20 protein-coding genes and 1 pseudogene are annotated in these 25,109 nt (G+C 64.8%); 18 read left to right on the top strand and 3 right to left on the bottom strand.

What is annotated here, in order from left to right; genetic code table 11:
• Positions 1–126: 126 nt before the first annotated feature.
• From AB1346_00365 to AB1346_00355, 3 genes and pseudogenes are all read right to left on the bottom strand, one after another.
• Positions 127–1,518, bottom strand: a pseudogene (locus AB1346_00365) (copper oxidase).
• A 957-nt stretch (positions 1,519–2,475) separates the two neighbouring features.
• Complete coding sequence (locus AB1346_00360) at positions 2,476–5,358, bottom strand: multicopper oxidase domain-containing protein (GenBank protein MEW6718886.1); 2,883 nt, start codon at positions 5,356–5,358, stop codon at positions 2,476–2,478.
• A 460-nt stretch (positions 5,359–5,818) separates the two neighbouring features.
• On the bottom strand, positions 5,819–8,860 hold the full coding sequence (locus AB1346_00355; protein ID MEW6718885.1) for a multicopper oxidase domain-containing protein: 3,042 nt from the start codon (positions 8,858–8,860) through the stop codon (positions 5,819–5,821).
• Between the two features lie 304 nt (positions 8,861–9,164).
• On the opposite strand from AB1346_00355, the gene alaC reads away from it, so the two are divergent.
• The 18 genes from alaC to AB1346_00265 all read left to right on the top strand — a co-directional run.
• Positions 9,165–10,361 (top strand): alanine transaminase, encoded by a 1,197-nt coding sequence (gene alaC / locus AB1346_00350; protein ID MEW6718884.1) that lies wholly within the window; start codon positions 9,165–9,167, stop codon positions 10,359–10,361.
• Positions 10,358–11,677 (top strand): homoserine dehydrogenase, encoded by a 1,320-nt coding sequence (locus AB1346_00345; protein ID MEW6718883.1) that lies wholly within the window; start codon positions 10,358–10,360, stop codon positions 11,675–11,677. Before alaC ends, AB1346_00345 begins: the two co-directional genes overlap by 4 nt.
• A 19-nt stretch (positions 11,678–11,696) precedes the next feature.
• Positions 11,697–12,902 carry a cofactor-independent phosphoglycerate mutase gene (locus tag AB1346_00340; protein MEW6718882.1) on the top strand — a complete coding sequence of 402 codons (1,206 nt, stop codon included), beginning with the start codon at positions 11,697–11,699 and terminating at the stop codon, positions 12,900–12,902.
• A gap of 58 nt (positions 12,903–12,960) precedes the next feature.
• Complete coding sequence (gene glpX, locus AB1346_00335) at positions 12,961–13,917, top strand: class II fructose-bisphosphatase (protein ID MEW6718881.1); 957 nt, start codon at positions 12,961–12,963, stop codon at positions 13,915–13,917.
• A gap of 46 nt (positions 13,918–13,963) precedes the next feature.
• Positions 13,964–14,173: a 4Fe-4S dicluster domain-containing protein gene (locus AB1346_00330; GenBank protein ID MEW6718880.1), complete on the top strand. Its 210-nt coding sequence runs from the start codon at positions 13,964–13,966 to the stop codon at positions 14,171–14,173.
• Positions 14,170–15,252 (top strand): 3-methyl-2-oxobutanoate dehydrogenase subunit VorB, encoded by a 1,083-nt coding sequence (locus AB1346_00325; GenBank protein ID MEW6718879.1) that lies wholly within the window; start codon positions 14,170–14,172, stop codon positions 15,250–15,252. The genes AB1346_00330 and AB1346_00325 overlap by 4 nt, the downstream gene beginning before the upstream one ends.
• Positions 15,249–16,028: a thiamine pyrophosphate-dependent enzyme gene (locus AB1346_00320; protein ID MEW6718878.1), complete on the top strand. Its 780-nt coding sequence runs from the start codon at positions 15,249–15,251 to the stop codon at positions 16,026–16,028. The genes AB1346_00325 and AB1346_00320 overlap by 4 nt, the downstream gene beginning before the upstream one ends.
• Positions 16,028–16,579, top strand: a complete 552-nt coding sequence (locus AB1346_00315) for a 2-oxoacid:acceptor oxidoreductase family protein (protein MEW6718877.1) — start codon at positions 16,028–16,030, stop codon at positions 16,577–16,579. Before AB1346_00320 ends, AB1346_00315 begins: the two co-directional genes overlap by 1 nt.
• On the top strand, positions 16,560–17,216 hold the full coding sequence (locus AB1346_00310; GenBank protein MEW6718876.1) for an XRE family transcriptional regulator: 657 nt from the start codon (positions 16,560–16,562) through the stop codon (positions 17,214–17,216). Before AB1346_00315 ends, AB1346_00310 begins: the two co-directional genes overlap by 20 nt.
• Positions 17,217–17,223: 7 nt before the next feature.
• Complete coding sequence (locus tag AB1346_00305) at positions 17,224–17,808, top strand: hypothetical protein (protein ID MEW6718875.1); 585 nt, start codon at positions 17,224–17,226, stop codon at positions 17,806–17,808.
• A complete protein-coding gene (locus AB1346_00300) occupies positions 17,805–18,986 on the top strand; it encodes an acetyl-CoA C-acetyltransferase (GenBank protein ID MEW6718874.1) in 1,182 nt (393 codons plus the stop codon). Before AB1346_00305 ends, AB1346_00300 begins: the two co-directional genes overlap by 4 nt.
• 11 nt (positions 18,987–18,997) lie before the next feature.
• Positions 18,998–19,855, top strand: a complete 858-nt coding sequence (locus AB1346_00295) for a 3-hydroxybutyryl-CoA dehydrogenase (GenBank protein ID MEW6718873.1) — start codon at positions 18,998–19,000, stop codon at positions 19,853–19,855.
• An 11-nt stretch (positions 19,856–19,866) separates the two neighbouring features.
• Positions 19,867–20,649, top strand: a complete 783-nt coding sequence (locus tag AB1346_00290) for an enoyl-CoA hydratase-related protein (protein MEW6718872.1) — start codon at positions 19,867–19,869, stop codon at positions 20,647–20,649.
• Between the two features lie 10 nt (positions 20,650–20,659).
• Positions 20,660–21,799 carry an acyl-CoA dehydrogenase gene (locus AB1346_00285; GenBank protein ID MEW6718871.1) on the top strand — a complete coding sequence of 380 codons (1,140 nt, stop codon included), beginning with the start codon at positions 20,660–20,662 and terminating at the stop codon, positions 21,797–21,799.
• Positions 21,800–21,807: 8 nt separating this feature from the next.
• On the top strand, positions 21,808–22,347 hold the full coding sequence (gene cobO, locus AB1346_00280; GenBank protein MEW6718870.1) for a cob(I)yrinic acid a,c-diamide adenosyltransferase: 540 nt from the start codon (positions 21,808–21,810) through the stop codon (positions 22,345–22,347).
• Positions 22,348–22,370: 23 nt separating this feature from the next.
• Positions 22,371–23,678 (top strand): tRNA (N6-isopentenyl adenosine(37)-C2)-methylthiotransferase MiaB, encoded by a 1,308-nt coding sequence (gene miaB, locus AB1346_00275; protein MEW6718869.1) that lies wholly within the window; start codon positions 22,371–22,373, stop codon positions 23,676–23,678.
• Between the two features lie 4 nt (positions 23,679–23,682).
• Positions 23,683–24,171 carry a bifunctional nuclease family protein gene (locus tag AB1346_00270; protein MEW6718868.1) on the top strand — a complete coding sequence of 163 codons (489 nt, stop codon included), beginning with the start codon at positions 23,683–23,685 and terminating at the stop codon, positions 24,169–24,171.
• Positions 24,172–24,184: 13 nt separating this feature from the next.
• On the top strand, positions 24,185–25,109 hold a 925-nt coding region (locus AB1346_00265; protein MEW6718867.1), incomplete at its 3' end, for a GAF domain-containing protein.

Raw genomic sequence — 25,109 nt, 5'->3', positions numbered from 1 at the left:
TTGCGGTGTCCTCCTTCTTTCCGTGTCTTTGGCGAGATCACGAAAAGATGAGAACCACGCGGTGGCCGGCACTGTCAACCGCCAACCCAACCCCATTGCCGATTTACACACTCACGGGGACTCTAACCCGGTGTTGCCGGCGACCTCATGCACCAGCCCGAGCGCCATGATGCGCGACACCGAGCCGTTGAGGATCCGGAAGCGATACCTGCGCGCCCGAACGTCGAAGTAGGGCTTGTAGAGGAAGTTGACCGTCATCCGGTCGGCCATGAAGCCGGTGTCGGTTTCCGCGGTATTGAACCAGAGCTGGCCGTCCGCGCCCCACGCCTTGTCCGCCACGACCAGGTTCACGTCGTAGTCGCGGTTGCCCCAGTTCAGAGCCGTGCCGCTGGGGAGGCGCAGGTTGACGCCGTCGTCGAGCCCCTCGTTGCCGCGGTCGAGGGCGCTGTAGTAGTTCATCATCGTGGCGTTGCCCTTGTAGACGTTCTCGGAGGTATGGTCGAGCATGTGATCGTGGAACCAATGGGTGCTCATCGTCTCGCGCCAATCGCCGGGGATCTGGATCCGCCCGTTCACGCAGCTCCGGACCTCGGGAACGCCGTTCACGAGAACCGGGAACGATTCGCCCGCCTCGCAGGGGATGGCCGCCCTGGGATCGGAGGCGTCATAGTTGATGGCGCCGAAGGAGTTGTTGTTCTGGCTGAAGCCGGCGAGCTGCATCGGCCAGCGGTAGTCGAAGTACTGCCCCGGGAAGAAGAAGTCGGCGGGAGAGCCGTCGCTCTCGCCGGGGGAGTGGCCGTTGTGATCGTGCGTGGAGATGGTGTGCCGGCCGAAACCTGCGTTCGCGGTCACGTCGATCGGCAGCGTGTTGTAGTTGCGCATCAGGGTCGGGACCCCGTAGCGGATCATGAGCAGCTTGGGCGGCAGCGTGCCGTCGAAGGTCCAGAGAGAGGTCTGCGACTGGACCGGCATGTTCGGGTGGAACGCGATGGCGATGCCGGCCGACGTTCCTTCGGTAGCCGGGATGCCCGCTACGTTGTGATACAGCCCGCCGGGCGCGAATTCTCCGACCGCATACCCGTGCATCTGCCTCGCATCGCGGAGGCCGCCGTTGACCCTCGAGGGGGACACGGTGGTCTTGAAATATTGCTGCGGGTAGAGTTCGTTCCAGTACTGATGGGCATAAAACTCTCCGGACGGGCGCCCTTCGGCCGGTCCGGCGACTCCGGGGATCGAATTATCCGCGGGGAGCGCAAGCGGGCGGCCGAGGAAAGCTTCGATGGCGCCTTTCCACGGAGACGCGACGTCGACGTTGGAGAGCCGCGTCGGGAAGGGAGAAATCCCGTCCTGGGCCAGGAAGGCGTCCAGCGCCGCGCCCTGCGGTCCGCTTTGGGGGGAAACCGGCAGCGGGAGAGCGGTCCAGGTCGCGGCTTCGGCCGCCGGCAGCGGCTCGGTGCCGAATTCCTCGAAGAGGAGCATCTGCTGGGAGAAATCCTCGGCGCCGAAGAGCGGGCTCGGCGGGGCGCCGGTCGGAATGTCCACGGCCGCCCGGAACTCGATCTGGTCCAGCGGGAAGGCGACGGTGGTCTCGGGCAGGTTGGGATCGGCTTCGCACAGCGCTTTGCCGGACTGGGAGTCGATCAGGACGTCCCCGAGGTTCGTATCGGGGGACCCCTTCGGGAGGCTGAAGGTGTTCCTTCCCGTGGCGCTGTCCAGCACGAGGTAGCTCAGCGTCGGGCCCGTCTCCGTGCCGTCCCGGAACAGGATCATGTAGGAATGGTCCGTGGGCAGCGTGATGCTGAAATTGCCGTTCGCCGCCGTAACGACCTGGCTGCCTGCGACGGCGCCGGTTTCGTCCACCGCGATGACCGCCGTCGGGCCTGCCAGGGGAACCATCGGGGTCCCGATCGCGAAGGCCGCCTTGATGGCGGCAATGAGGGGAGATTCCTGCGAGGCGGCCGTCTGAGCGTCGGCAACCAGCACGGGGTTGGCATCCCCGATCACGTTGCCTTGCAGGGTGGCTGCGGTACCATCCCCCGGCGGGGTGCCGGTAAGCGACCCGCTGCTTCCGCCGCAGCCGGACATCACCAGTCCGACTGCGGCGAGCATCCAGAGGAACATCATAGCTGCTTTTTTCATATAAACCTCCTGGAACGGTGGTTAAAGGTTGTGGTCCTGTGTTGACAAACTCGTAAAAGAATCCAAATTCACTTTGCTTCCAAAAAAAGCAAAATGCGTGCCCGATAAGAACAGTTCTTGCGAATTTATGTAACCCATTGAATGGATTAATGAATAATAATTGACAGGGAGGGGGGATGGGCGCGCGTGCATGAAGAAATTATAAAAATATCAGACAGATTTATGAGACAAGCCCGGTTCGATTGAGGATGCTCCCGATGAAAATAGAACCTCCGGGGGGCCTTCCTGGAAGAGTCACCCCGGAGGTTGAGACAGACATTATATCAATATCGGTTCCTATTTCAAGCCGATTCCGTCACCGATGTCGGCCAGGTCGAGCGTGAAGGACGGTTCGAAGAAGACCCCGTCGAAAGTGGCCAACGGCGAGTCCGCCAGGTCGGGGCCCGCCTTCTTGGAGTCCCAACGCAGCAGCATCGCGTGGTCCTCATGCATGGTGTTGTGGCAATGCTCCATGAATTGCCCAAGGAAATCGCGCGCCCGGAAGGCGGCCTGGATCACGCCGCTGTCGTTCTCCGGGCCGATCCGGTACATGTCCTTGCGGGCCCACATCTCCCACTCGGGAGGCATCCTGCCGTTCCGAGTGAGGATATACCCCTCCTCAAAGTGTATATGCACAGGGTGCGTCCAGCCGCGGCCGCCCTGGATCGACCAGACTTCGACCACGCCGCGCTGGATGGCGGAGATCCTCTTGCCGAATGCGGCATTGATCGGGCCGCCGTCGACCTTGATGAACCACGGCCCATGCGCCTCGGTTTCGGGGTCGGCTCCGTTCGAGTGGACGAACTCGAATGTGTGGTGCTTGGCGGTGAGCAGGGAAACGCCGTTCACCGTCATCTTTTCGCGGTCGAGCGGCAGCGGGATCATCTTCGCTTTGCCAGGCTCGAAGTCGGCCGGATTCATCGAGACATCCGTGCCGTCATAGGCATGGACCCGCAACTCGAGGAACTTGCCGACGGCCGGGTCGCCGTTGATCCAGCGCCCATCCTTTACTACGGGGTTATATGTCCCCGACAGGATCTCCGCCATCGGCACCTTGCTCTTGGTCCCCTTGCCGTTCTGATGCTCCATGATGTTGACGAAGTAGAGCTTGTCGCCCGGCATGATTCCGTGCTTGCTGAAATCGACGACGATGTCATAACGCTCGGCGATGCCCTGGGAAGGAAGCTGCCCCTTCCACGGATCGGGGTTGCCGTCGTGGAGAACGTCCATGACGCCGTCGAAGGGGACCGTGTGCTCGAGGATGTTGCCGTCGTTGGCGATCATGTGGAAGGGCACGCGGTTGTAGGAGACGTTGGAGCCCGCCGGGCCCGGCAGCTCTCCGGCGTCGCCGGCGACTTCATGCACCAGTCCGATGGCCATGATGCGCGAAACCGCACCGTTGAGGATGCGGAAGCGGTACTTGCGCGCCCGCACGTCGAAGTATGGCTTGTAGAGCCAGTTGGTCAACAACCGGTCTCCGAGAAAGCCCAGGGTGGTTTCCTGCGTGTTGAACCATAGCTGGCCCGCGGCGTCCCATGCCTTGTCCGCCACCAGCAGGTTGACGTCGTAGTCGCGGTTGCCCCAGTTGAGAGCCGTGCCGCTGGGAAAGCGCAGGTTGACGCCGTCGTCGATCGCCTCGTTGCCGCGGTCGAGGGCGCTGTAGTAGTTCATCATCGTGGCGTTGCCCTTGTAGACGTTCTCGGCGGTGTGGTCGAGCATGTGGTCGTGGAACCAGTGAGTGCTCATCGTCTCGCGATAGTCGCCGGGGATCATGACGCGGCCGTTCTCGCAGCTCCGGACGGTGGGAATGCCATTGACTATGACGGAAAACGATTCGCCCGCCACGCAAGGGGTGGAAGCCCTCGGATCGGACGCGCCGAAGTTGACGGCGCCGACGGAGTTGTTGTTATTGCTGTAGCCTGCGAGCTGCAGCGGCCAGCGGTAGTCATAGAACTGCCCGGGGTGGAAAAAGGCCCAGGCGAACCCGTCGCTCTCGGCCCCATGGTGGCCGTTGTGCTCGTGGGTGGTGATTGTGTGCCTGCCGAAGCCGTTGTTGGCAGTCACGTCGATCGGCAGCGCGTTGTAGTTGCGCATCAGGACAGGCTCGCCGTAGCGCACCATGAGCAGCTTGGGCGGCAGCGTGCCGTCGAAGGTCCAGAGGGAGTTCGGGTGCTGGATCGGCATGCCCGGATGGAACCGGATGTCGATGCCTTTCGTCGTCCCCTCCGTCGCCGGGACTCCGGCGGTGTTGTGATAAAGCCCGCCCTCGGCGAATTCTCCGCGCGAATATCCGTGAAGCTGTCTGCCGTCCCGGAACCCGCCGTTCGTGCGCGCGCCGGCGACACCGGTCTTGTAGAACACTTTGGGGAAGAGCGTGCCCCAGGACTGGTGGGCCCAGTCCTCGCCGGAAGGCCTCCCTTCGGCGGGACCCGGGACACCCGGTATGGATCCGTCGGAGGGCAGGGCGAGCTTTCTGCCCAGGAAGGCTTCGACGGCGCCTTTCCATGGGCTCGCGACGTTTACGTTCGATAGCCGGGTGGGGAGCGGAGCGACCCCTGTCTGGGCCAGGAAAGACTCGAGCGCCATGGGCGAAGGTCCGCTTTGGGCGTTCATCGGCTGCGGAAGCGGCATCCAGTTCGAGGCCGCCTGCATCGGCATCGGCTCGGTGCCGAATTCCTCGAAAAGAAGCATTTTCTGGGAGAAGTCCGTGGCGTCAAAGAGCGGGCTCGGCTTTCCTCGAGTCGGAATGTCCGAGGTTCCCCGCCATTCGATCGTGTCCAGCGGGAAGACGGCGGCGGAAACGGGCACGTCGGGATCGGACGCTGCCGACGCCTTGCCCAGGTGGGAGTCGATGGTCACGTTCCCGAGGTTCATGCTCGGTGAATCCTTCGGCAGCTTGAAGGTGATCCTGCCCGTGGCGCGGTCTACGACAAGGTGGCTCAACGTGAGCCCTTCCGGCCCTCCTTTGCGGAACAGGATCATGAACGAATGCTCCGTGGGCAGATCCAGGCGGAAACGGCCGTCCGAAGAGGTCACGACCTGGCTGGCCGCCACCTTGCCGGTTTCATCCACCGCGACCACAGCTGTCGGGCCCGTCAGCGGCACCATCTTGATATCGGCCCCGTTGGCGCCGCTGTCGATGGATTCGACGATCAGCGGTTCCGACGCGTCGCCTACCACGTTGCCCTGAACGATTGCCGAAGTGCCGGTCGCGGCCCCGCTGACATTGGCTTGCGGCGGGGTGGAGGAAGTCGATCTGGTTCCTCCGCAACCGTGCAGGGTCAAGGCAGCCGTGGCGGCGAATATTGTAAAAATCAGTATCAGCTTCTTCATGTATCGATACCTCCATGGATTGGAGGTGGAGGGTCCTGGTTGCCTTATTCCGTTATGATTACTGATTATAACAAATGGCGTTTCGTTTCGGATTTACTAGAGTAAATAAAGCTATTTTTTAGATATGTTAATTAAATATTTTAAACAATGCATATAACTGGCATGAATACGAATTTATCGGGTTAGTAATGTAATTATAAAACCATATTTTTATTGACCTTCCGCTTGTATGATTCAATCGCGGGATAAACCTCCCGGGGGACCTGCCCTGGCCCCCCGGGAAGTCCGACGATGCCGGCGGCGACCGCTATTTCAGCCCAATGCCGTCGCCGGTTTCGGCCGTTTCGAGCGCGAAGGACGGCTCGAGGAAGACGCCGTCGAAAGTGGGCAAAGGGGCGTCCATAAGGACAGCCCCCGCCTTCGCGGAGTCCCAACGCATCAGCATGGCGTGGTCCTCATGCATGGTGTTGTGGCAATGCTGCATGAACCTCCCGAAGAAGTCGCGCGCCCGGATGGCGGCCTGGATTACGCCGCTTTCCGGCTCGGGTCCGATACGGTACATGTCCTTGCGGGCCCACATCTCCCACTCGGGAGGCATCCTGCCGTTCCTCGTGAGGATGAACCCTTCCTCGAAGTGTATGTGGACCGGGTGCGTCCAGCCGCGGCCGCCGGCGATTTCCCAGACCTCGACCGCGCCGTGCTGGAGGGCGGAAATCCTTTCGACGATCGCCGCGTTGATCGGGCCGCCGTCGACCTTGATGAACCACGGCCCGTGAAGATCGGTTTCCTCCTCCACTCCGCCCGAGTGGACGAACTCGAAGGTGTGGTGCCTGGCGGCGAGCAGGGAAACGCCGTTCACCGTCATCTTTTCGCGGTCGAGCGGCAGCGGGATCATCTTCCGCTTGCCCGGCTCGAAGTCGGCCGGGTTCATCGAGACGTCCGTGCCTTCATAGGCATGGACACGCAGCTCCAGGAACAGGCCGACTCCCGGGTCGCCGTTTACCCAGCGGCCGTTCAGCACCGTGGGGTTGTACTCCCCGGACAGGATCTCCGCCAGCGGGACCCTGCCCCTGGTCCCCTTGCCGTTCTGGTGCTCCATGACGTTGACGAAATAGAGCTTGTCTCCCGGCCTGATGCCGTACTTGCCGAAGTCCACGACGATGTCGTACCGCTCGGCGATTGCAAGGGACGGAAGCTGCCCCTTCCACGGATCGGGATTTCCGTCGTGCATGAGATCCGCGACGCCATCGAAGGGGACCGCGTGCTCGAGGATGTTGCCGTCGTTGGCGATCATGTGGAAGGGCACGCGGTTGTAGGAAACGTTGGAGCCCGGCGGTCCCGGCAGCTCTCCGGCATCGCCGGCTACCCGATGCACCAGAGCGACTCCGAAGACGCGCGATGTGGCGCCGTTCAGGAAACGGAATCGGTACTTGCGCGCCCGCACGTCGAACCAGGGCTTGAACAGCCAGTTGGTCAGGACCCGGTCGCCGATGAAGCCGTTTTCGGTGTCCCGCGTATTGAACCAGAGCTGGCCGTCGGCCGTCCACGCCTTGTCCGCCAATAGAATGTTCACGTCGTAGTCGCGGTTGCCCCAGCTCAATGAAGCGCCGCTGGGGAAGCGCAGGTTGACGCCGTCGTCGTAGGCCTCGTTGCCGCGATCCAGGGCGCTGTAGTAGTTCATCTTCGAAGCGTTTCCCTTGTAGACGTTCTCCGCCGTGTGGTCCTTCATATGATCGTGGAACCAATGAGAGCTCATCGTCTCTCGCCAGTCGCCGGGGATCATGATCCGGCCGTCCCGGCATGTCCTGTCGGTGGGGATGCCGTTGACGAGGACCGTGATCGTTTCCCAGTCATCGCAGGGGAGGGCCGCCCTCGGATCGGAAGCGTCGAAGTTCGCTGCGCCGGCGGCGTTGTTGAGGTTGCTGAACGCGGCGAGCTGCAGCGGCCAGCGATAGTCGTAGAACTGCCCGGGGAAGAAGAAGGCGCCGAAAAAGCCGTCGCTTTCGCCCGGCTGGTGGCCGTTGTGCTCGTGGGTGGAGATGGTGTGCCTGCCGAAGCCGTTGTTGGCGGTCACGTCGATCGGCAGCGCGTTGTAATTGCGCATCAGGACCGGTATGCCGTGACGCACGACGAACAGCTTGGGCGGCAGGGTGCCGTCGAAGGTCCAGATCGAATTCGGATTCTGGAGCGGCATCTTCGGGTGGAACCGGACATCTACGCCGGCGGCGGTCCCTTCCGTCGCGGGTACGCCCGCGACGTTATGATACAGACCGCCCGGCCCGAATTCGCCGAGCTTGTACCCGTGCCGCTGCCGCATGTCGCGGAGACCGCCGTTCCTGCGCGCGCCGGTGACCCCGGTCTTGAAGAACTGCTGCGGGAAGAGCGTGTCCCAGAACTGGTGGGCCCATCCTTCCCCCGGGGCCCTTCCTTCGGCCGGTCCTGCCACCCCCGGAATCGACCCGTCGTCGGGGAGGGCGAGCTTGCGACCGAGGAAGGCTTCGATGGCGCCCTTCCAGGGATTCTCGACGTTGACGTTCGAACGCCGCGTGGGAAGCGGAGCGACCCCTGTCTGGGCCAGGAAAGCCTCAAAGGCCATGGGCGGAGGGCCGCTTTGGGCGTTCATAGGCTGCGGAAGCGGCATCCACTTCGAGGACGCCTGCGCCGGGAACGGCTCGGTTCCGAATTCCTCGAAGCGCAGCATCTGTTGTGTGAAGGGCTCGGCGCCGAAGAGCGGACTCGGCTTGCCGCCCGTCGGTACGTCCGAGGTTCCCCGCCATTCGATCGTATCCAGCGGGAAGACGGCGGCGGATACAGCCAAGTCGGGATCGATTCCGGCAGACGCCTTGCCCAGATGGGAGTCGATGGTCACGTTTCCGAGGTTCAGGTTCGGAGAGTCCTTCGGCAGGGTGAAGGCGATCCGCCCCGTGGCGCGGTCCACGATGAGATGGCTCAAGGTAACGCCCGCCGGGCTGCCCTTGCGAAACAGGATCATGAAAGAACGCTCCGAGGGTAAATCCAGGCGGAATCGGCCGTCCGAAGGGGTTACGACCTGGCTGGCCGCCACCTTGCCGATTTCATCCACCGCGACCACCGCCGTCGGGCCCGTCAGCGGCACCATCTCGAGACCGGCTCCGTTCTCGCCGCCCAGACTCGACTCGACGATCAAAGGTTGCGATGCGTCGCCTACCAAGTTGCCTTGAATCGTGATCGTGCTGCCGCCAGCGGCCCCGCCGACATTGGCCTGCGGTGAAGCTGGAGTGATGGAGGACGAACTTCTTCCCTCGCAGCCGGCCAAGGTCAGGGCAGTCGCGGCGGCGAGCGCCGTGAAAACCAGGAACGGACTCTTCATGCGGGCACCTCCGTATAATCGAATTGGATAGGGAGGGTCCTGTCGACTATTTGACTTCTATTCCTGATTATAATTCTGCGAGGAATCAAGGAAGGAACCGGCCTCGAAATAAAGCGCGATCGGATCTTGTAAATACAGGAGTCCCTTTTCCGGAAAAGAAAGAATACTGTCCAATAAATAAGAATATTTTCATCCGTCGGAAAGAAACGCGAAACGGAGAATCGGTCGATTCGCCGACAGGCGGAATTTGACTTGGCCGCCGGGGTTCAATACAATGTTCTTTTATTTTTTCCAGGAGCTCCCGATGCAGGAATTCCCGAGAATACAACGACTTCCCCCGTATGTCTTCGCCGTGGTGACGGAACTGAAATCGAAGCTGCGGCACGCGGGGGAGGACATCATCGACCTTGGGATGGGGAATCCCGACCTGCCCACCCCCAAGCACATCGTCGAAAAGCTCACCGAGGCGGCCCGCAACCCGAGGAACCACCGGTACTCCGCGTCCAGGGGGATCCCCAAGCTCCGGCTGGCCATCTGCAACTGGTACAAGCGGAAATACGGGGTGGAGCTCGACCCGGAGACGGAGGCGATCGCCACGATCGGGGCGAAGGAGGGGCTGGCCCACCTCGTCCTGGCGACCATGGGGCCGGGAGACATCGCGCTCGTCCCGAGCCCGACCTACCCGATCCACACCTATTCGGTAGTCATCGCGGGGGCCGACGTCCGCTCCATTCCCCTGATCAACGGGGAGAACGATTACATGGACCGGGTCGAGCGGGCGATGAAGACGCTCTGGCCGCGCCCGAAGATGATGATCCTTTCCTTCCCGCACAACCCGACGACGACCGTGGTGGACCTGGAATTCTTCCGCCGCGTGGTCGCCTTCGCGAAGGAGAACGACATCCTGGTCGTCCACGACCTGGCGTACGCGGACCTGGTCTACGACGGATACAAGGCCCCGTCCATCCTCCAGGTCCCGGGGGCGAAGGATGTCGCGGTCGAGTTGTATTCGATGTCGAAGGGATACTCCATGGCCGGCTGGCGGGTCGGGTACGTCGTAGGGAACCGCCAGCTCGTGGGGGCGCTCACGCGGATCAAGAGCTACCTCGACTACGGGATGTTCCAGGCGATCCAGATCGCCGCGACCGTGGCGCTCAACGGGCCCCACCGGGTCGTGGACGAGGCCGTGGAGATCTACCGGAAGCGGCGGGACTGCCTCGTCGACGGATTCGCCCGCATCGGGTGGCAGTTCGAGAAGCCCAAGGGGACCATGTTCGTGTGGGCGCCGATCCCCGAGCCGTTCCGTGAAATGGGGTCCCTCGAGTTCTCCAAGCAGCTTCTGCTGCGCGCCAAGGTGGCCGTATCTCCGGGAGTCGGGTTCGGCGAACACGGCGAGGGATACGTCCGGTTCGCCCTGGTGGAGAACGAGCACCGGATCCGCCAGGCGATCCGGGGAGTCAAGACGATGCTCCAGTCCCCGGTTCGCGGGAGGACGAAATGAGCCGGCCCTTCAAGGAAGTCGGCGTCGGCGTCATCGGCTTCGGCACCATCGGGACCGGGACGGTGAAGCTCCTGCTCGAGAATGCGGAGCATCTGCGCAAGCGCGTCGGGATCCCGGTCCGGCTGGTCCGGGTCGCCGACAGCGACATGCGGCGGGACCGCGGAGTCGCTCTCCCGGAAGGGGTGCTGGTGTCCGACGGGATGCAGGTCGCGCGCGATCCGAACGTCCACGTGGTCGTCGAGCTGATCGGGGGCACCGGGGCGGCGAAGGACTTCCTCCTGGAGGCGATCCGGCACGGCAAATCGGTCGTCACCGCGAACAAGGCGCTCCTCGCGGAGTGCGGCCAGGAAATCATGCATGCGGTGGCCGACGCCGGGGTCGACATCGGGTTCGAGGCGAGCGTGGGGGGAGGCATCCCCATCATCCGGACGCTGCGGGAGGGGCTGGCCGCGAACCGGATCCAGGGTATCTACGGGATCATCAACGGCACCTGCAACTACATCCTTTCCCGCATGACGAAGGAGGGGAAGCCGTTCGCCGAGGTCCTCTCGGAGGCGCAGAAGGCGGGGATTGCCGAGGCCGATCCCTCGTTCGACGTGGACGGGATCGACACGGCGCACAAGCTGGCGATACTGGTCTGGCTCGCGACCGGCGGCAGGGTGCCGCTGAAGGACATCTACGTCGAGGGAATCCGCGACGTCTCGCCCGACGACATCACATTCGCGAAGGAGTTCGGCTACACGGTGAAGCTGCTGGCGATCGCCAAGGAAGGGAGCGCCGGGATCGAGGCGCGGGTCCACCCGACGATGATCCCCTCCCATTACCTGCTGGCGACCGTGGACGGCGCGTACAACGCGATCTATGTGAAAGGGGACTTCGTGGGCTCCTCCCTTTCGTACGGGAAGGGGGCCGGGATGCTGCCCACGGCGTCGGCCGTCGTCAGCGACGTGATCGAGATCTCGCGGAACCTCCTCCGCGGCTCCACGGGCAGGATCCCCCCGAGCGGGTACTCCCTCGTCGACCCGAAGATGATCACGGGGATCGCCCCCTTCGAGGAGGTGCAGTGCGAGTATTACCTGCGGATCCTGGTGATGGACCGCCCGGGCGTCCTTTCCCGGATCGCGGGGGTGCTGGGACGACACCAGATCAGCATCCTGTCCGTCCTTCAGAAGGGACGCGGAGAGAACGCCGTCCCCATCTTCATCGTCACGCACCAGGCGAAGGAGAGCAACATGCGCTCCGCGCTCGCCGAGGTCGACCGGCTTCCCGACGTCCTCGACCGCACCCGGATGATCCGGATCGAAAACAACCTGTAATCCGACGAAGGAGCCCTCCTTGAGCAGCAAATTCCTCATCCTCATCGGGGACGGCATGGCCGACTGGCCGATCGCCGAAATCGGGAGCCGCACGCCGCTCGAAGCCGCGGAGAAGCCGAACATGGACTTCATGGCCTCCCGCGGCGCGATGGGGATGGTGCAGGTGGTTCCGCAGGAAATGTACCCCGGGAGCGACGTGTCGAACCTGAGCATCCTCGGATACGACCCCGCGGCCGTGTACACCGGGCGCTCTCCGCTGGAAGCCGCGTCCATCGGCATCGGGCTGGCGCCCGACGACGTGGCGGTACGCTGCAACATCGTCACGCTGAGGAACGAAGGCGCAGACACCGAGATGGAGGACTTCTCGGGCGGGCACATAACGACCGCCGAGGCGGACTCCCTGCTCGCTTCCCTCCAGCAGCGGACGCAGGGAATGGGAGTCCGGTTCCATACCGGCGTGTCCTACAGGCACCTGATGGTCTGGCCCGGGGGAATCGACGCGGTCGAGACCACGCCGCCCCACGACATCCACGGGAAGAAGATCACCGAATATCTCCCGAAAGGCGAGGGATCGGAACTGCTCCTCACGGTCATGGAGATCTCCCGGGAAGTGTTCGCCGACCACCCGGTGAACCGGAAGCGCGCCGAGGCGGGGCATCCGCCGGGAAACTCGGTCTGGCTCTGGGGCCAGGGGAAGGCGCCCCGCATCCCGACGTTCCGGGAGAAGTTCGGGCTTTCCGGCTCCGTGGTGGCGGCGGTCGATCTCATCAAGGGGATCGGGATCTACGCGGGGCTCGAAGTCGTCCATGTTCCGGGCGCCACGGGATACCTCGACACGAACTATCGCGGCAAGGCCGAGTACGCCCTTCGGGAGCTCGAGAAAAAGGATTTCGTCCTGATCCACGTGGAGGCGCCCGACGAGGCGGGGCATAACGGGGACGTGCGGGAGAAGATCCGGGCGATCGAGCGGATCGACCGGGAGATGTTGACGCCCATCCTGACCCGGGTCCGGGAGAGCGGCGACCTGCGTGTCCTCCTCCTCCCCGACCACCCGACTCCCGTTGCGCTGCGGACCCATGCCCAGGAGCCGGTCCCCTTCGCCTTCTATCCCGCGCCCCCGGGGCTTCCCCCGGCGACGGGAGGACGGTACACGGAGGAGGACGCCCGGAAGACCGGGCTCTTCCTGCCGCGCGGTACGATGCTGATCGATCACCTTCTCGCCTGAAATCCGAACGGGCCGTACCTTAGGAAATACGAGAACGAGGAGAAGGAGGGGAGCCGGGATGGAACGAAACCTCGCGTTGGAAGTGGTCCGCGTCACGGAGGCGGCGGCGCTGGCGGCGGCGCGCCTGATGGGGCGCGGCGACAACGTCGCGGCGGACCAGGCGGCCGTGACGGCGATGCGCAAGGCGCTGAACTACGTGCAGTTCAAGGGACGCGTCGTGATCGGCGAAGGGGAGCGCGACGAGGCCCCGATGCTGTACATCGGCGAGGAGGTCGGCGCGGCCGACAACCCGCGCGTCGACATCGCCGTGGATCCCCTCGAAGGGACGAGCATCGTCGCCTCGGGCGGGAACAACGCCCTTGCGGTCATCGCCATCGCCGAGGAAGGCGGGTTCCTCCACGCGCCGGACACTTACATGGACAAGATCGCCGTGGGGCCGAAGGCGAACGGCGCCATCGACATCAAGGCCACTCCGACGGAGAACCTGCGAAGCGTCGCGAAGGCGCTGAAGGTGTACGTCGAAGACCTGTGCGTGATCATCCTCGACCGGCCGCGGCACAAGGAGCTGATCCGGGAATGCCGGGAGGCCGGGGCGCGGATCAAGCTGATCGGCGACGGGGACGTCGCGGGGGCGATCGCCACCGCGAAGGAAGGCTCCGGCGTGGACATCCTCATGGGGATCGGCGGGGCGCCGGAAGGCGTGCTCGCCGCCGCCGCGCTGAAGTGCATCGGCGGCGACATGCAGGGGGTGCTCAAATTCCGGAACAAGGAGGAGATCGAGCGCGCGAAGGCGATGGGGATCGCGGACCTGGACCGCGTGTACGCCATCGACGACCTCGCCTCAAGCGAGGTCATGTTCGCGGCGACGGGGGTCACCTTCGGGGACTATCTGCAGGGGGTCCGGTTCTTCAGCGGAGGGGCGCATACGCAGTCGGTCGTCATGCGTTCGAAATCCCGTACGGTCCGGCTCATCGACACGACGCACTATTTCGAGTTCAAGCCGAAGTACGACTGATCGGAAGGGCGGCGAGGGAGCACTAAGGCCGCCGGGAAGGATGTGTATGGCCACAGGCAGTATCGAGATCGACTTCGAGCGGTGCAAGGCGTGCGAGCTCTGCCCGCCGGTCTGCCCGAAGAACTGCATCGAGATGGGCAAGGAAATCAACCGGCAGGGATACACGGCGGCCGTCTTCGCCCGGCCGGAAGACTGCACGGGGTGCGCGCTCTGCGCCGAGACGTGCCCCGACGTCTGCATCCGGGTGTGGCGATGAGCGCGGCGCCGGCCGCCGGAGCGGCGAAGAAGGTGTTGGCGAAGGGGAACGAGGCGATCTGCCACGGAGCGGTCGCCGCGGGGTGCCGGTTCTACTACGGCTACCCCATCACCCCGCAGAACGACATTCCCGAATGGATGTCGGCGCATCTGCCTGCGCTGGGAGGCTCCTTCCTCCAGGCGGAGAGCGAGGTCGCGACGATCAACATGATCCTGGGCACCTCCTCGACCGGGAACCGTGTGATGACCTCCTCCTCCGGCCCGGGGATCTCGCTCATGCAGGAGGGATTGTCCTTCATGGTCGGGTCGCAGCTCCCCGCGGTGATCGTCAACATCTCCCGGTCGGGTCCGGGGCTGGGAGGGATCGCCCCCTCGCAGGGCGACTATTTCCAGGCGACCAAGGTCGCCGGGCACGGCGACGCGCACCTCATCGTTCTCGCCCCCCACTCGGTCCAGGAGATGTACTCCCTGACGATGCTGGCCTTCGACCTCGCGGACAAGTACCGCAACCCGGCCATGATCCTGGGCGACGCGATCGTGGGACAGATGAAGGAGCCGTACGACCCCGTTCCGTACGTCTCCCCGGGGCTGCCGGAGAAGACGTGGGCGCTGACCGGCTGCAAGGGGCGCGCGTCGCGGCACGTGAAGTCCATGTTCCTGACGGACGGCGCCATCGAGACGCACAACTGGAAGCTTCAGGACAAGTTCCGGGAGATCCGGAGGGCGGAGGTCCGTTCGGAGGCGTACATGACGGACGGCGCCCGAGTGGGGATCGTCGCGTTCGGGACGGCCGCGCGCGTGAGCAAAACCGCGATCCAGTGGGCGCGGAAGGAAGGGATCGCCGTGGGGATGCTCCGGCCGATCACCTTGTTCCCGTTCCCGGAGAAGGAGGTGCGCGCGTTCGCGGAGCAGGTGGACGCGATCCTCGTCGTCGAGATGAACACCGGGCAGATGGTGGAGGACGTTTACAGGAGCACGACGCGCCACGACCGCATCCATTTCTTCGGGAAGCCGTGCGCGATTCCGACCCCCGACGAGATCTTCGAGCGCATCCGGGGACTGGCGGGGGGAAAGCGATGAAAGCCGCGCAGAAAACGATATTTTCGAAGAAGGTGTTCGACCGTCCGGCGACGCTGAAGGACGCGCGTTTCCACTATTGCCCGGGATGCCATCACGGGACGATCCACCGGATCATCGCGGAATGCATCGACCGGATGGAGCTGCGGGAGAATTCGGTCGGGGTCGCCCCCGTCGGCTGCGCCGTCCTCCTGTACGACTACATGGACCTCGACATCGTGGAGGCGCCGCACGGCCGGGCGCCTGCGATCGCCACCGGGATCAAGCGGGCGCTGCCCGACCGGTTCGTCTTCACCTACCAGGGCGACGGCGACCTGGCCTCGATCGGGATGGCGGAGATCGTCCACGCGGCGAACCGGGGCGAGAACCTCTCCGTGGTCTTCGTGAACAATACCACCTACGGCATGACGGGAGGGCAGATGGCGCCAACGACCCTCCTGGGGCAGAAGACGTCCACCTCCCCGTACGGCCGCGACTTCCGGTCGGAGGGATACCCCATCCGCATGGCCGAGCTGCTGGCGGGACTCGAGGGGGTGGCGTATTCGACCCGCGTGACGGTCTCCTCGCCGGCCCACATCCGGAAGGCCAAGGAGGCCGTCCGGACGGCGTTCGAGATGCAGCTTCAGGGGAAGGGGTTCTCCATCGTCGAGGTCCTGTCCACATGCCCGACGAACTGGGGGATGAAACCGCTGGACGCGCAGAAGCGCGTTCTCGGCGAAATGGTCGAGTATTTCCCGCTCGGGGTGTTCAAGGAGCGGAAACAGGCGGACTTCGAATAATGACGAAAGACATCGTAATGGCCGGATTCGGCGGCCAGGGCATCCTGATGATCGGAAACCTCCTCGCCCTCGCCGCCATGGAAGAGGGGAAGAACGTGACCTATTTCCCCTCCTACGGTGTGGAGATGCGGGGCGGCACGGCGAACTGCACCGTGGTCGTCTCCGACGAGGAGATCGGCTCGCCCGTCGTGGGGCGGCCCGCCTCCCTCCTCATCATGAACGGGCCTTCCCTGGCCAAGTTCCTTCCGAACCTGCAGCCGGGGGGGGACCTCGTCATCAACAGCTCCCTGGTGGACGGAAGCAAGGTCGACCGGAAGGACGTGCGGCTGCTGGCGGTGGCCGCCGACGAGATCGCGCGCACCAGGATCGGGAGCCGCCAGATGGCCTCGATGATCGCGCTGGGCGCGTACGTCGGGCTCACGGGCGTCGTCCGGCTGGAGACGCTGATCGCGTGCCTTCCCAAAGTGATCTCGAAGAAGTACGAGAAGTTCATTCCCCTCAACGTCAACGCACTGAAGGAGGGAGCCGCCCTTGCCGGAATTCACGCGTGACGAGACGTTGGATGACATCCTGTCCGAACTGGAGAAGGAGACGGGGACGCCTTCGGAGAAAGGCGCCGGCGGCGAAGTGCCCGTCGGGCGGCACATCCGGGAGTTCCGCGAGAAGACGGGGCTGACGCATCAGCAGTTCGCGGAAAAGGTCGGCATCACGTCCGCCCTGCTGACCCAGATGGAGAACCGGATGGTGTCCCCCTCCATCGGCATGCTCGTCCAGATCGCGAACGCCTTCGGGACGACGGTATCCTCCTTCATCGGCGGGAAGGAGGAGTGCGATTATTCGATCGTCCGGAAGGAAGACCACACCTCCATGTCCCGCGTGGGATTGAAGGAGGGCGGGAAGACCCCTTACGTCTACGAATCGCTCGGCGCTGGAAAGGCGGGCAGGAAGATGGAGCCGTTCCTGCTGCGGCTCCACCCGATGTCGGAGCCTCCGACCGCGCGCAGCGTCCACGATGGGGAGGAGTTCCTTTATGTCCTCTCGGGTGAAGTCGAAGTGCTCCTCGGGAGCCGGTCCGAGCTCCTCAAGGAGGGGGACTGCATCTATTACAACTCTTCGACGCCGCACCACGTGCATTCCGCAAGGGAGGAAGAGGCGACCGTCCTCGCCGTGCTGTACGCGGGGAAGTAGCCGGAAGATGAAGAACGACCGCGCCGCGGAGGGGATCCGGTTCGCCGGCCTCGTGGCGCGCGATCCGGCGCCGGCGGTGCGACGCTGGAAGGTCCTCACCGGGCGGATGGCCGTCGGCTGCCCGCCATTTTTTCCCGTCCCCGAAATCGTTCACTGCGTCGGCATGCTCCCCGTGATGGAGGATCCCGGAGGCCCGTGCGCGTCCCTGATGGACGCGCGGGTTGCCGGACCGGAGCCCGTTCCGGAAGGGCGGCTGGAGGCGCTCGACTGGATCGAGGAGCTGGCGGAACGCGCGGAGGCGCTCTCCGGAGAGCGCTGCACCGAGGGACGCCTCTGGAAGTCGCTCCGGGCGTACGTGGAACGTGATGGGCTGCTTCGGCGACTCGAGCGGCTGCGCAACGACGCCCCGGGCGCCGTAGAACTCCGCGACCTTGTGATCGTCGGGCGTTATTTGGCCGCGGAAATGCATGCGGTTCTGCTGGAAGGAATCCTCGGTTTCGGCAGCGGGCCGGAGGAACGGGAGGAGAGGGGAGACCCGTTCCTTTTGCTCGCCGACCGCGTCGTCTCACTCGAGAGGAGGATCGATCGATGAAAGAAGCCGTCATCACGGGAGCGGCGAGGACCGCCGTCGGGTCCTTCATGGGAGGGCTGGCGGACATCCCGGCGCCGAGGCTGGGGGCGATCGCCATCGGGGAAGCGATCCGGAGGAGCGGGATCGAAAAGGACGACGTCGAGCAGGTCATCATGGGAAACGTCCTCCCCGCCGGAATCGGACAGGCGCCCGCGCGGCAGGCCGGGATCTTCGCCGGGCTTCCTCCTTCCGCGGGGGCGCTCACGATCAACAAGATGTGCGGTTCCGGGCTGAAGGCGATCATGTTGGCGGCGCAGTCGATCGCCACCTCGGAATTCGAAGCGGTCGCGGCGGGAGGGATGGAATCCATGAGCCAGGCGCCTTACCTGCTGATGAAGGCGCGGAGCGGGTACCGGCTCGGGAACGATAAGGTCTACGATCACATGATCGTCGACGGGCTGTGGGACGCCTACAACGACATACACATGGGAAGCTGCGCGGAGATGCTGGCGAAGGATCAGAACCTCTCGCGCCGGGAGCAGGACGAGTACGCCGCCTCCTCGTATCGGCGGGCGCTCGACGCCATCCGGGAGGGCCGGTTCGAGAAGGAGATCGTGGAAGTCCCGGTTCCCCGGAAGAAGGGCGAACCGGTTCCGTTCCGCGTGGACGAGGAGCCCGGGCGGGGAAACATCGAGAAACTCCCGGATCTGAAACCCGCCTTCGAAAAGAACGGCACGGTCACCGCGGGGAACGCCTCGACGATCAACGACGGGGCGGCGGCGGTGATGGTGATGTCCTCCGAGGCGGCGAAGAAGCGCGGGATCAAGCCGCTGGCGAAGATCGTCGGGTACGCCACCGCCTCCCTGGAGCCGGTCTGGTTCACGAAGGCGCCCATCGAGGCGATCCGGAGGCTCCTGGAGAATACCGGCGTCTCCCGGGAAAAGGTCGGACTGTTCGAGATCAACGAGGCGTTCTCCTGCGTCGCGCTGGCGGCGATCCGCGGACTCTCTCTGGATCCTTCGAGGGTCAACGTGAACGGCGGCGCGGTCGCCCTCGGCCACCCCATCGGCGCGTCGGGGGCAAGGATCCTGACCACTCTCCTGTTCGCGATGAAAGAGCGGGGAGAGCGATACGGCGTCGCTTCCCTGTGCATCGGAGGGGGGGAGGCCGTGGCGATGCTCGTGGAGGCCATAAAGTAATGGAGGCTGCCGTGGAGATCCGGAAAATCGGGGTGCTCGGCGCGGGCCAGATGGGAAGCGGCATCGCCCAGGTCTGCCTCCAGGGCGGATACCGGGTCGTCCTGAACGATGTAAGCGGGGAGATCCTCGCCCGGTCCCGGGCGGCCATCGAAAAAGGTTTCGACATCCTGCTGCGGAAGGAGCGGATCACCGCCGCGGAGCGGGAGAGGGCGCTTTCCGGGCTGACCGCAACGACGGAGCTTGCGGAGTTCGCCTCCTGCGATTTCGCGATCGAGGCGGCCACGGAGCGGGAGGATCTGAAGCTCTCCCTGTTCCGGCGGCTCGACGGGATCCTCCCGGCCGGGAAGATCCTTGCGACGAACACCTCCTCCATCTCCATCACGAAGATCGCGGCCGCGACGGATCGTCCGGAGCATGTCGTCGGGATGCATTTCATGAACCCCGTCCCGCTGATGACGCTCGTGGAAGTCGTCCGGGGGCTCCGCACCTCCGAAGAGACGTTCGGGGCGACGATGGTGCTTTCGAGGCGCCTCGGGAAGGAGCCCGTGCCGGCGAACGATTCCCCCGGCTTCATCTCCAACCGGATCCTGATGCCCATGATCAACGAGGCGGTTTTCGCGCTGATGGAGGGGGTCGGAAAGGCGGAGGACATCGACGCGGTCATGAAGATGGGAGCAAACCACCCCATGGGGCCGCTCGCGCTCGCGGACCTGATCGGGCTGGACACCGTGCTCGAAGTGATGAAGGTCATGCACCGCGGATTCGCGGACTCGAAATACCGGCCATGCCCGCTGCTGGAGAAATACGTCGACGCGGGATACCTGGGGAAAAAGGCGGGACGCGGATTCTACAAATACGAAAAGGGATGAGGGAACTCGGGATGGAACACCGGAACCTGCTGGTCGATATCTCCGGGCGGATCGCGACGATCACGGTCAACCGCCCGAAGGCGCTCAACGCCCTCGATCCGGACACGATCCGGGAGATGAAAGCGGCCTTCGAGGATGTCGCGGGCGCGGAAAGCATAGGCGCCGTGATCCTCACGGGCGCGGGAGAGAAGGCGTTCATCGCGGGGGCGGACATCGCCGCGATGAAGGGATTCACTCCCATGGAGGCGCTCGACTTCGCGTTGCTGGGACAGGAGGCGCTTGCGCTCATCGAGAGGATGCCGCAGGCCGTCATCGCCGCGGTCAACGGGTTCGCGCTGGGCGGCGGGTGCGAGGTAGCCATGGCGTGCGACCTCATCCTGGCGGCGGACACCGCCCGGTTCGGGCAGCCCGAGGTGACCCTCGGAATCATCCCGGGATACGGGGGGACGCAGCGCCTGCCGCGGCTCATCGGGCGCAACCTGGCGAAGGAGATGGTTTTGACGGGAGACATGATCGCGGCGCAGCGCGCCTTCGAGATCGGCCTCGTCAACCGCGTGGTCCCGGCTGCGGAGCTGCAGGCAGCGGCAAGGGAGACGGCGGAGAAGATCCTTTCCCGGGGGCCGGCAGCGGTGAAGGCGGCGAAGATGGCGATGAACCGGGGACTCGACATGGACCTGGCGAACGCGTGCGCCTTCGAGGCGGGGTTGTTCGCCGCGGCGTTCTCGACCGCCGATCGCGCGGAAGGGATCGCGGCGTTCCTCGAAAAGCGGCGGCCTCATTTCACGGGGAAGTAGGGAGGGGACGATGGTCTTCGAACTGACCGACGAGCAGAGGATGATCCGGGAGACGGCGAGGGACTTCGCGCTGAAGGAGGTCCTGCCGGCCGCCGCGGAGGTCGACGAGACGGGGCGCTTCCCCGCGGAACTGGTCCGGCAGATGGGCGATCTCGGCTTCATGGGCGTCACGGTCCCCGAGGAGTACGGCGGCTCCGGGATGGACCACGTCTGCTACGCCATCGCCGTCGAGGAGATCTCCCGGGCGTGCGCCTCCACGGGCGTCATCATGTCCGTCAACAACTCCCTGGTCTGCGACCCGATCCTCGAATTCGGATCGGAGGAGCTGAAGCGGGAATTCCTTCCCCTGCTGGCATCCGGGAAGAAGCTGGGATGCTTCGCGCTAACGGAACCGGGGGCGGGCTCCGACGCCGGCGCGCAGAAAACCACGGCCGTCCTCGACGGAGACCGCTACGTCGTCAACGGAGAGAAGAACTTCATCACGAACGCCCCGGAGGCGGAATTCTGCGTGCTGTTCGCCATGACCGACAAGGCGAAGGGTCACAAGGGGATCTCGGCCTTCCTCGTCGACATGAAGTGGAAGGGGATCTCGCTGGGGCGGCACGAGAAGAAGATGGGGATCAAGGGCGCGCCCACTTCCTCCATCGTATTCGAGGACGTCCGCGTCCCGGCGAAGAACCGCCTCGGCGAGGCGGGGGCCGGTTTCAAGGTCGCCATGCACACCCTCGACGGGGGGCGCATCGGGATCGCATCCCAGGCGGTGGGTATCGGGCGCGCGGCGCTGGAGGACGCGCTGGCCTACTCGAAGGACCGCAAGCAGTTCGGGCAGGCGATCTGCGAGTTCCAGGCGATCCAGTGGATGTTCGCGGACATGGCCGCCGAGATCGACGCTGCACGGCTGCTCACCTGGAGGGCCGCGTGGATGAAGGACCGGAGGATGCGGCATTCGAAGGAGTCCTCGATGGCGAAGCTCTATGCGTCCGAGGCGGCGATGCGGGCGGCCGTCAAGGGAGTGCAGATCCACGGCGGCTACGGATACATCAAGGAATACCCGGCGGAGCGGCATTTCCGCGACGCGAAGATCACCGAGATCTACGAGGGGACCTCCGAGATCCAGCGGCTGGTGATCGCCTCGTCGCTGCTCAAGTAGGGCGCCCGATGCGCCCCGAACGCCTCGGAAGGGGATACGTCCAGGTGTACACCGGCGACGGAAAGGGAAAGACCACCGCCGCCCTCGGGCTGGCGTTGCGCGCCGCGGGGCACGGGCTCAAGGTCGCGATCTACCAGTTCATGAAGGGGGGGGGCGAGCCCGGGGAGGTCGAGGGGATCCGCATGCTCTCTCCCTATGTGGAGATCTTCCGGTCCGGCAGGGATTCGTTCGTCGACCGGAAGCGCCCCGACCCCGAGGACTCCCGGCTGGCCTCCCTCCAGTGGGAGCGCGCGAAGGAGGCGATCGCCGGGAGGAAGGCCGACATCGTCATCCTCGACGAGATCAACTGTGCGATGGATTTCGGACTCCTGCCCGTGGCGGAAGTTCTGGACGCCGTCCGGAACAAGCCGGCCGATCTCGAGCTCGTCCTCACCGGCCGCGGCGCGCCGGGGGAGATCGTCAAGGCGGCGGACCTGGTGACCGAGATGCTTCCGATCAAGCATTATAACGCGCAAGGAGTCGGCGCCCGCGCGGGGATCGAAAGATGACCGGGTGTTATAATGATCCTCCAATGACCCGAAGCGTATACATAAAGACCTTCGGCTGCCAGATGAACGAGGTCGATTCCGGCAGGATGCTGACGCTGCTGTCCGGTGAAGGTTTCACCGCCGCCCCCTCCCTGGAGGACGCCGACCTCGTCCTTCTCAACACCTGCAGCATCCGGGAGAAGGCGGACCAGAAGATCTACAGCGAGCTGGGGGCGCTCCGGCGCTGGAAGCGGCTGCGGCCGGGACGGATCGTCGGCGTGGGCGGCTGCCTCGCGCAACAGGCGGGCGAACAGATGCGGAAAAGGGCGCCCCACGTCGACATCGTCTTCGGGACGAACAACATCGCCCGGCTTCCGGAGCTGGTCCGGGAAGCGCAGCACGGCCTCCCGCCGGTCGAGATCGCGATGGAAGGGGAGCCGGCGCACTGGGAGATCGCGCCGTGGCTGTCCGAAGGCGCCTCTTCCGCGATGCTCACCATCATGCAGGGATGCGACAACTTCTGCGCCTACTGCATCGTCCCGAGCGTGCGGGGGCGCGAGGTCAGCAGGCCGTCCTCCGGCGTGATCGCCGAGGCGTGCGCGCTGGCAGGGAAGGGAGTGCGGGAGATCGTCCTGCTGGGGCAGAACGTGAACTCCTACGGGAAAAAGGAGGGGGAAATCCCTTTCCACGAGCTGCTCCGGCGGCTGGCGGCCATCGATGGAATCTCCCGGATCCGGTTCATCACTTCCCATCCCAGGGACCTGGACGAGCGGACCGTCGGGCTCTTTTCCGAAATCGAGGCGCTCTGCCCGCACGTCCACCTGCCGCTGCAATCGGGCTCCGACCGGGTGCTGGAGCGGATGGGAAGGGGATACACCCGACGGGAATACCTTTCGAAAGCCGAAGCGCTGCGGCGAGCCCGTCCGGGAATGGCGTTCTCGTCCGATTTCATCGTGGGATTCCCCGGGGAAACGGAGGGGGATTTCCGGGAAACGCTTTCCGCCATGGAGGAAGTGCGGTACGACTCGGCGTTTTCCTTCTGCTTCTCGGCGCGGCCGGGCACCCGCGCGGCGGCGATGGGCGGCCGGGTCGATCCCGCGGAAAGCGGTGAGCGGCTGCGCAGGCTCCAGGCGCTGCAGGACCGGCACAGCGGGGAACGGCTGAAGGAAGCGGTGGGGAAGGAGTTCGAAGTGCTGGTGGAGGGCCGGAGCGCGAAGGATCCCGGGAAGATTTGCGGACGGACTCCGTGCTATAAGATGGTGAACTTCACCCCGGGAGGCGGGACCGGGCCGTTCCGCACGGTGCGGATCGATTCCTGCGGCGCGCACACGCTGGCCGGGGAGGAAAGGTAGCGGGATGCAGAAGGAAATGGTGGTCGCCGGCGTGACCGTCGATCCGATGACGAAATCGCCCATCGTGATCCTTCGGGACCGCGAAAGCCGGCTGGCTCTTCCGATCTGGATCGGGATGGTCGAGGCCAACGCGATCATCGTCGTCATCGAGGGGGTGGAGATCGCCCGGCCGTTGACGCACGACCTGCTGAAATCGATCCTCGAAAGGACCGGGACCAGCCTCCGGAGGATCGAGATCACGGAGATCCGGGACAACACGTACTATGCGCTCCTCCACCTCGAACGGGAGGGTGTCGTCTTCACCGTCGATTCCAGGCCCAGCGACGCCATCGCCCTCGCGCTCCGGTGCGGAGTCCCGATCATGGTCGCGGAAGAGGTCCTGCGGAACGCCCTGCCGATCGAGAACCTGGACGGGGCGCCGGAGGGCAAGGACAAATTGACGGAGCTGCTCGAGAAGATGGATCCGGAGCAGTTCAGCAAGTACAAAATGTAGCCGACCCCGCACGATGAAAACCTCCCGAATACTCGTTCTCAAGGAGAATGCCGGGCCGGAGAACGGGTTCCGCCTGTCGGTGCTCGATCACACGGTCGAATTCGAGTACCGTTCGGCGGGCCGGCCGTCCTCATGGAAACAGGACATCGCCTCGTACGCCGCGGTCGCGGCGCCGATCGGGCTCGCGAAGCCGGACATCGTGCGGACCCTCGCGGGGGCCGACGGGGCGAGCGGCGTCGTCTTCCTGTACCGGGGCGATCCCCCGCTTCACGAGATGGCGCGGTGGGTCCTCTGGGAGACGCCGGAAAAGGATGGACTCGAGTTCCATTCGATAGCCTCCCTGTACCGGCAGTGCCTTGGAATGATGTCGTCGCCGGACGAGGCGAACCTCCTGTCGCGGATCACCGACGCGTTCGGGAGCGAGCTGGCCGCGGGGAGCTGCGCCATCTGGCTCGCCACTCCGGGAGAGGCGGACGAGCTCATGATCGCATCGGCCCGGGGTTCGATCGGGATCGAGGCGGAAGGCTCCCGCTTCCGGCTATCGCAATCCGGCATCGCGGAGCAGGTCTGGAAGGGCGACCCGTTCGTCGCGGCGGACGCGCCCCATCTCTATGTTCCGCTGCGGCACCAGGAGAAAGTGATCGGCCTTGCGAAGCTGGGGGAGCGGAACGACGGGAAGCCGTACGGCGAGCGGGACGTCCAGGCGGCCCGGCTCCTATCCGGATACGCGGCGTCCGCGCTCGACACGGTGAGTCGCCTCGGCAGGATCGACAAGCTGTCGCTCCGGGACCCGGAGACCGGCGTCCATTCCGCCGCGTTCCTCGCGGATTACCTCGACAAGGAACTGCGCAAGGCCAACCGGTTCCACCGGCCGCTGTCGCGTGTGTTTTTACAATTAGAGAACCCGCACTTACGGGGGGGGGCGGCCCCGGCGCGCC

The organism is Thermodesulfobacteriota bacterium, from assembly GCA_040758155.1.
Taxonomy (GTDB): domain Bacteria; phylum Desulfobacterota; class Deferrimicrobia; order Deferrimicrobiales; family Deferrimicrobiaceae; genus UBA2219.
This window is presented reverse-complemented; position numbering and strand designations above follow the sequence as displayed.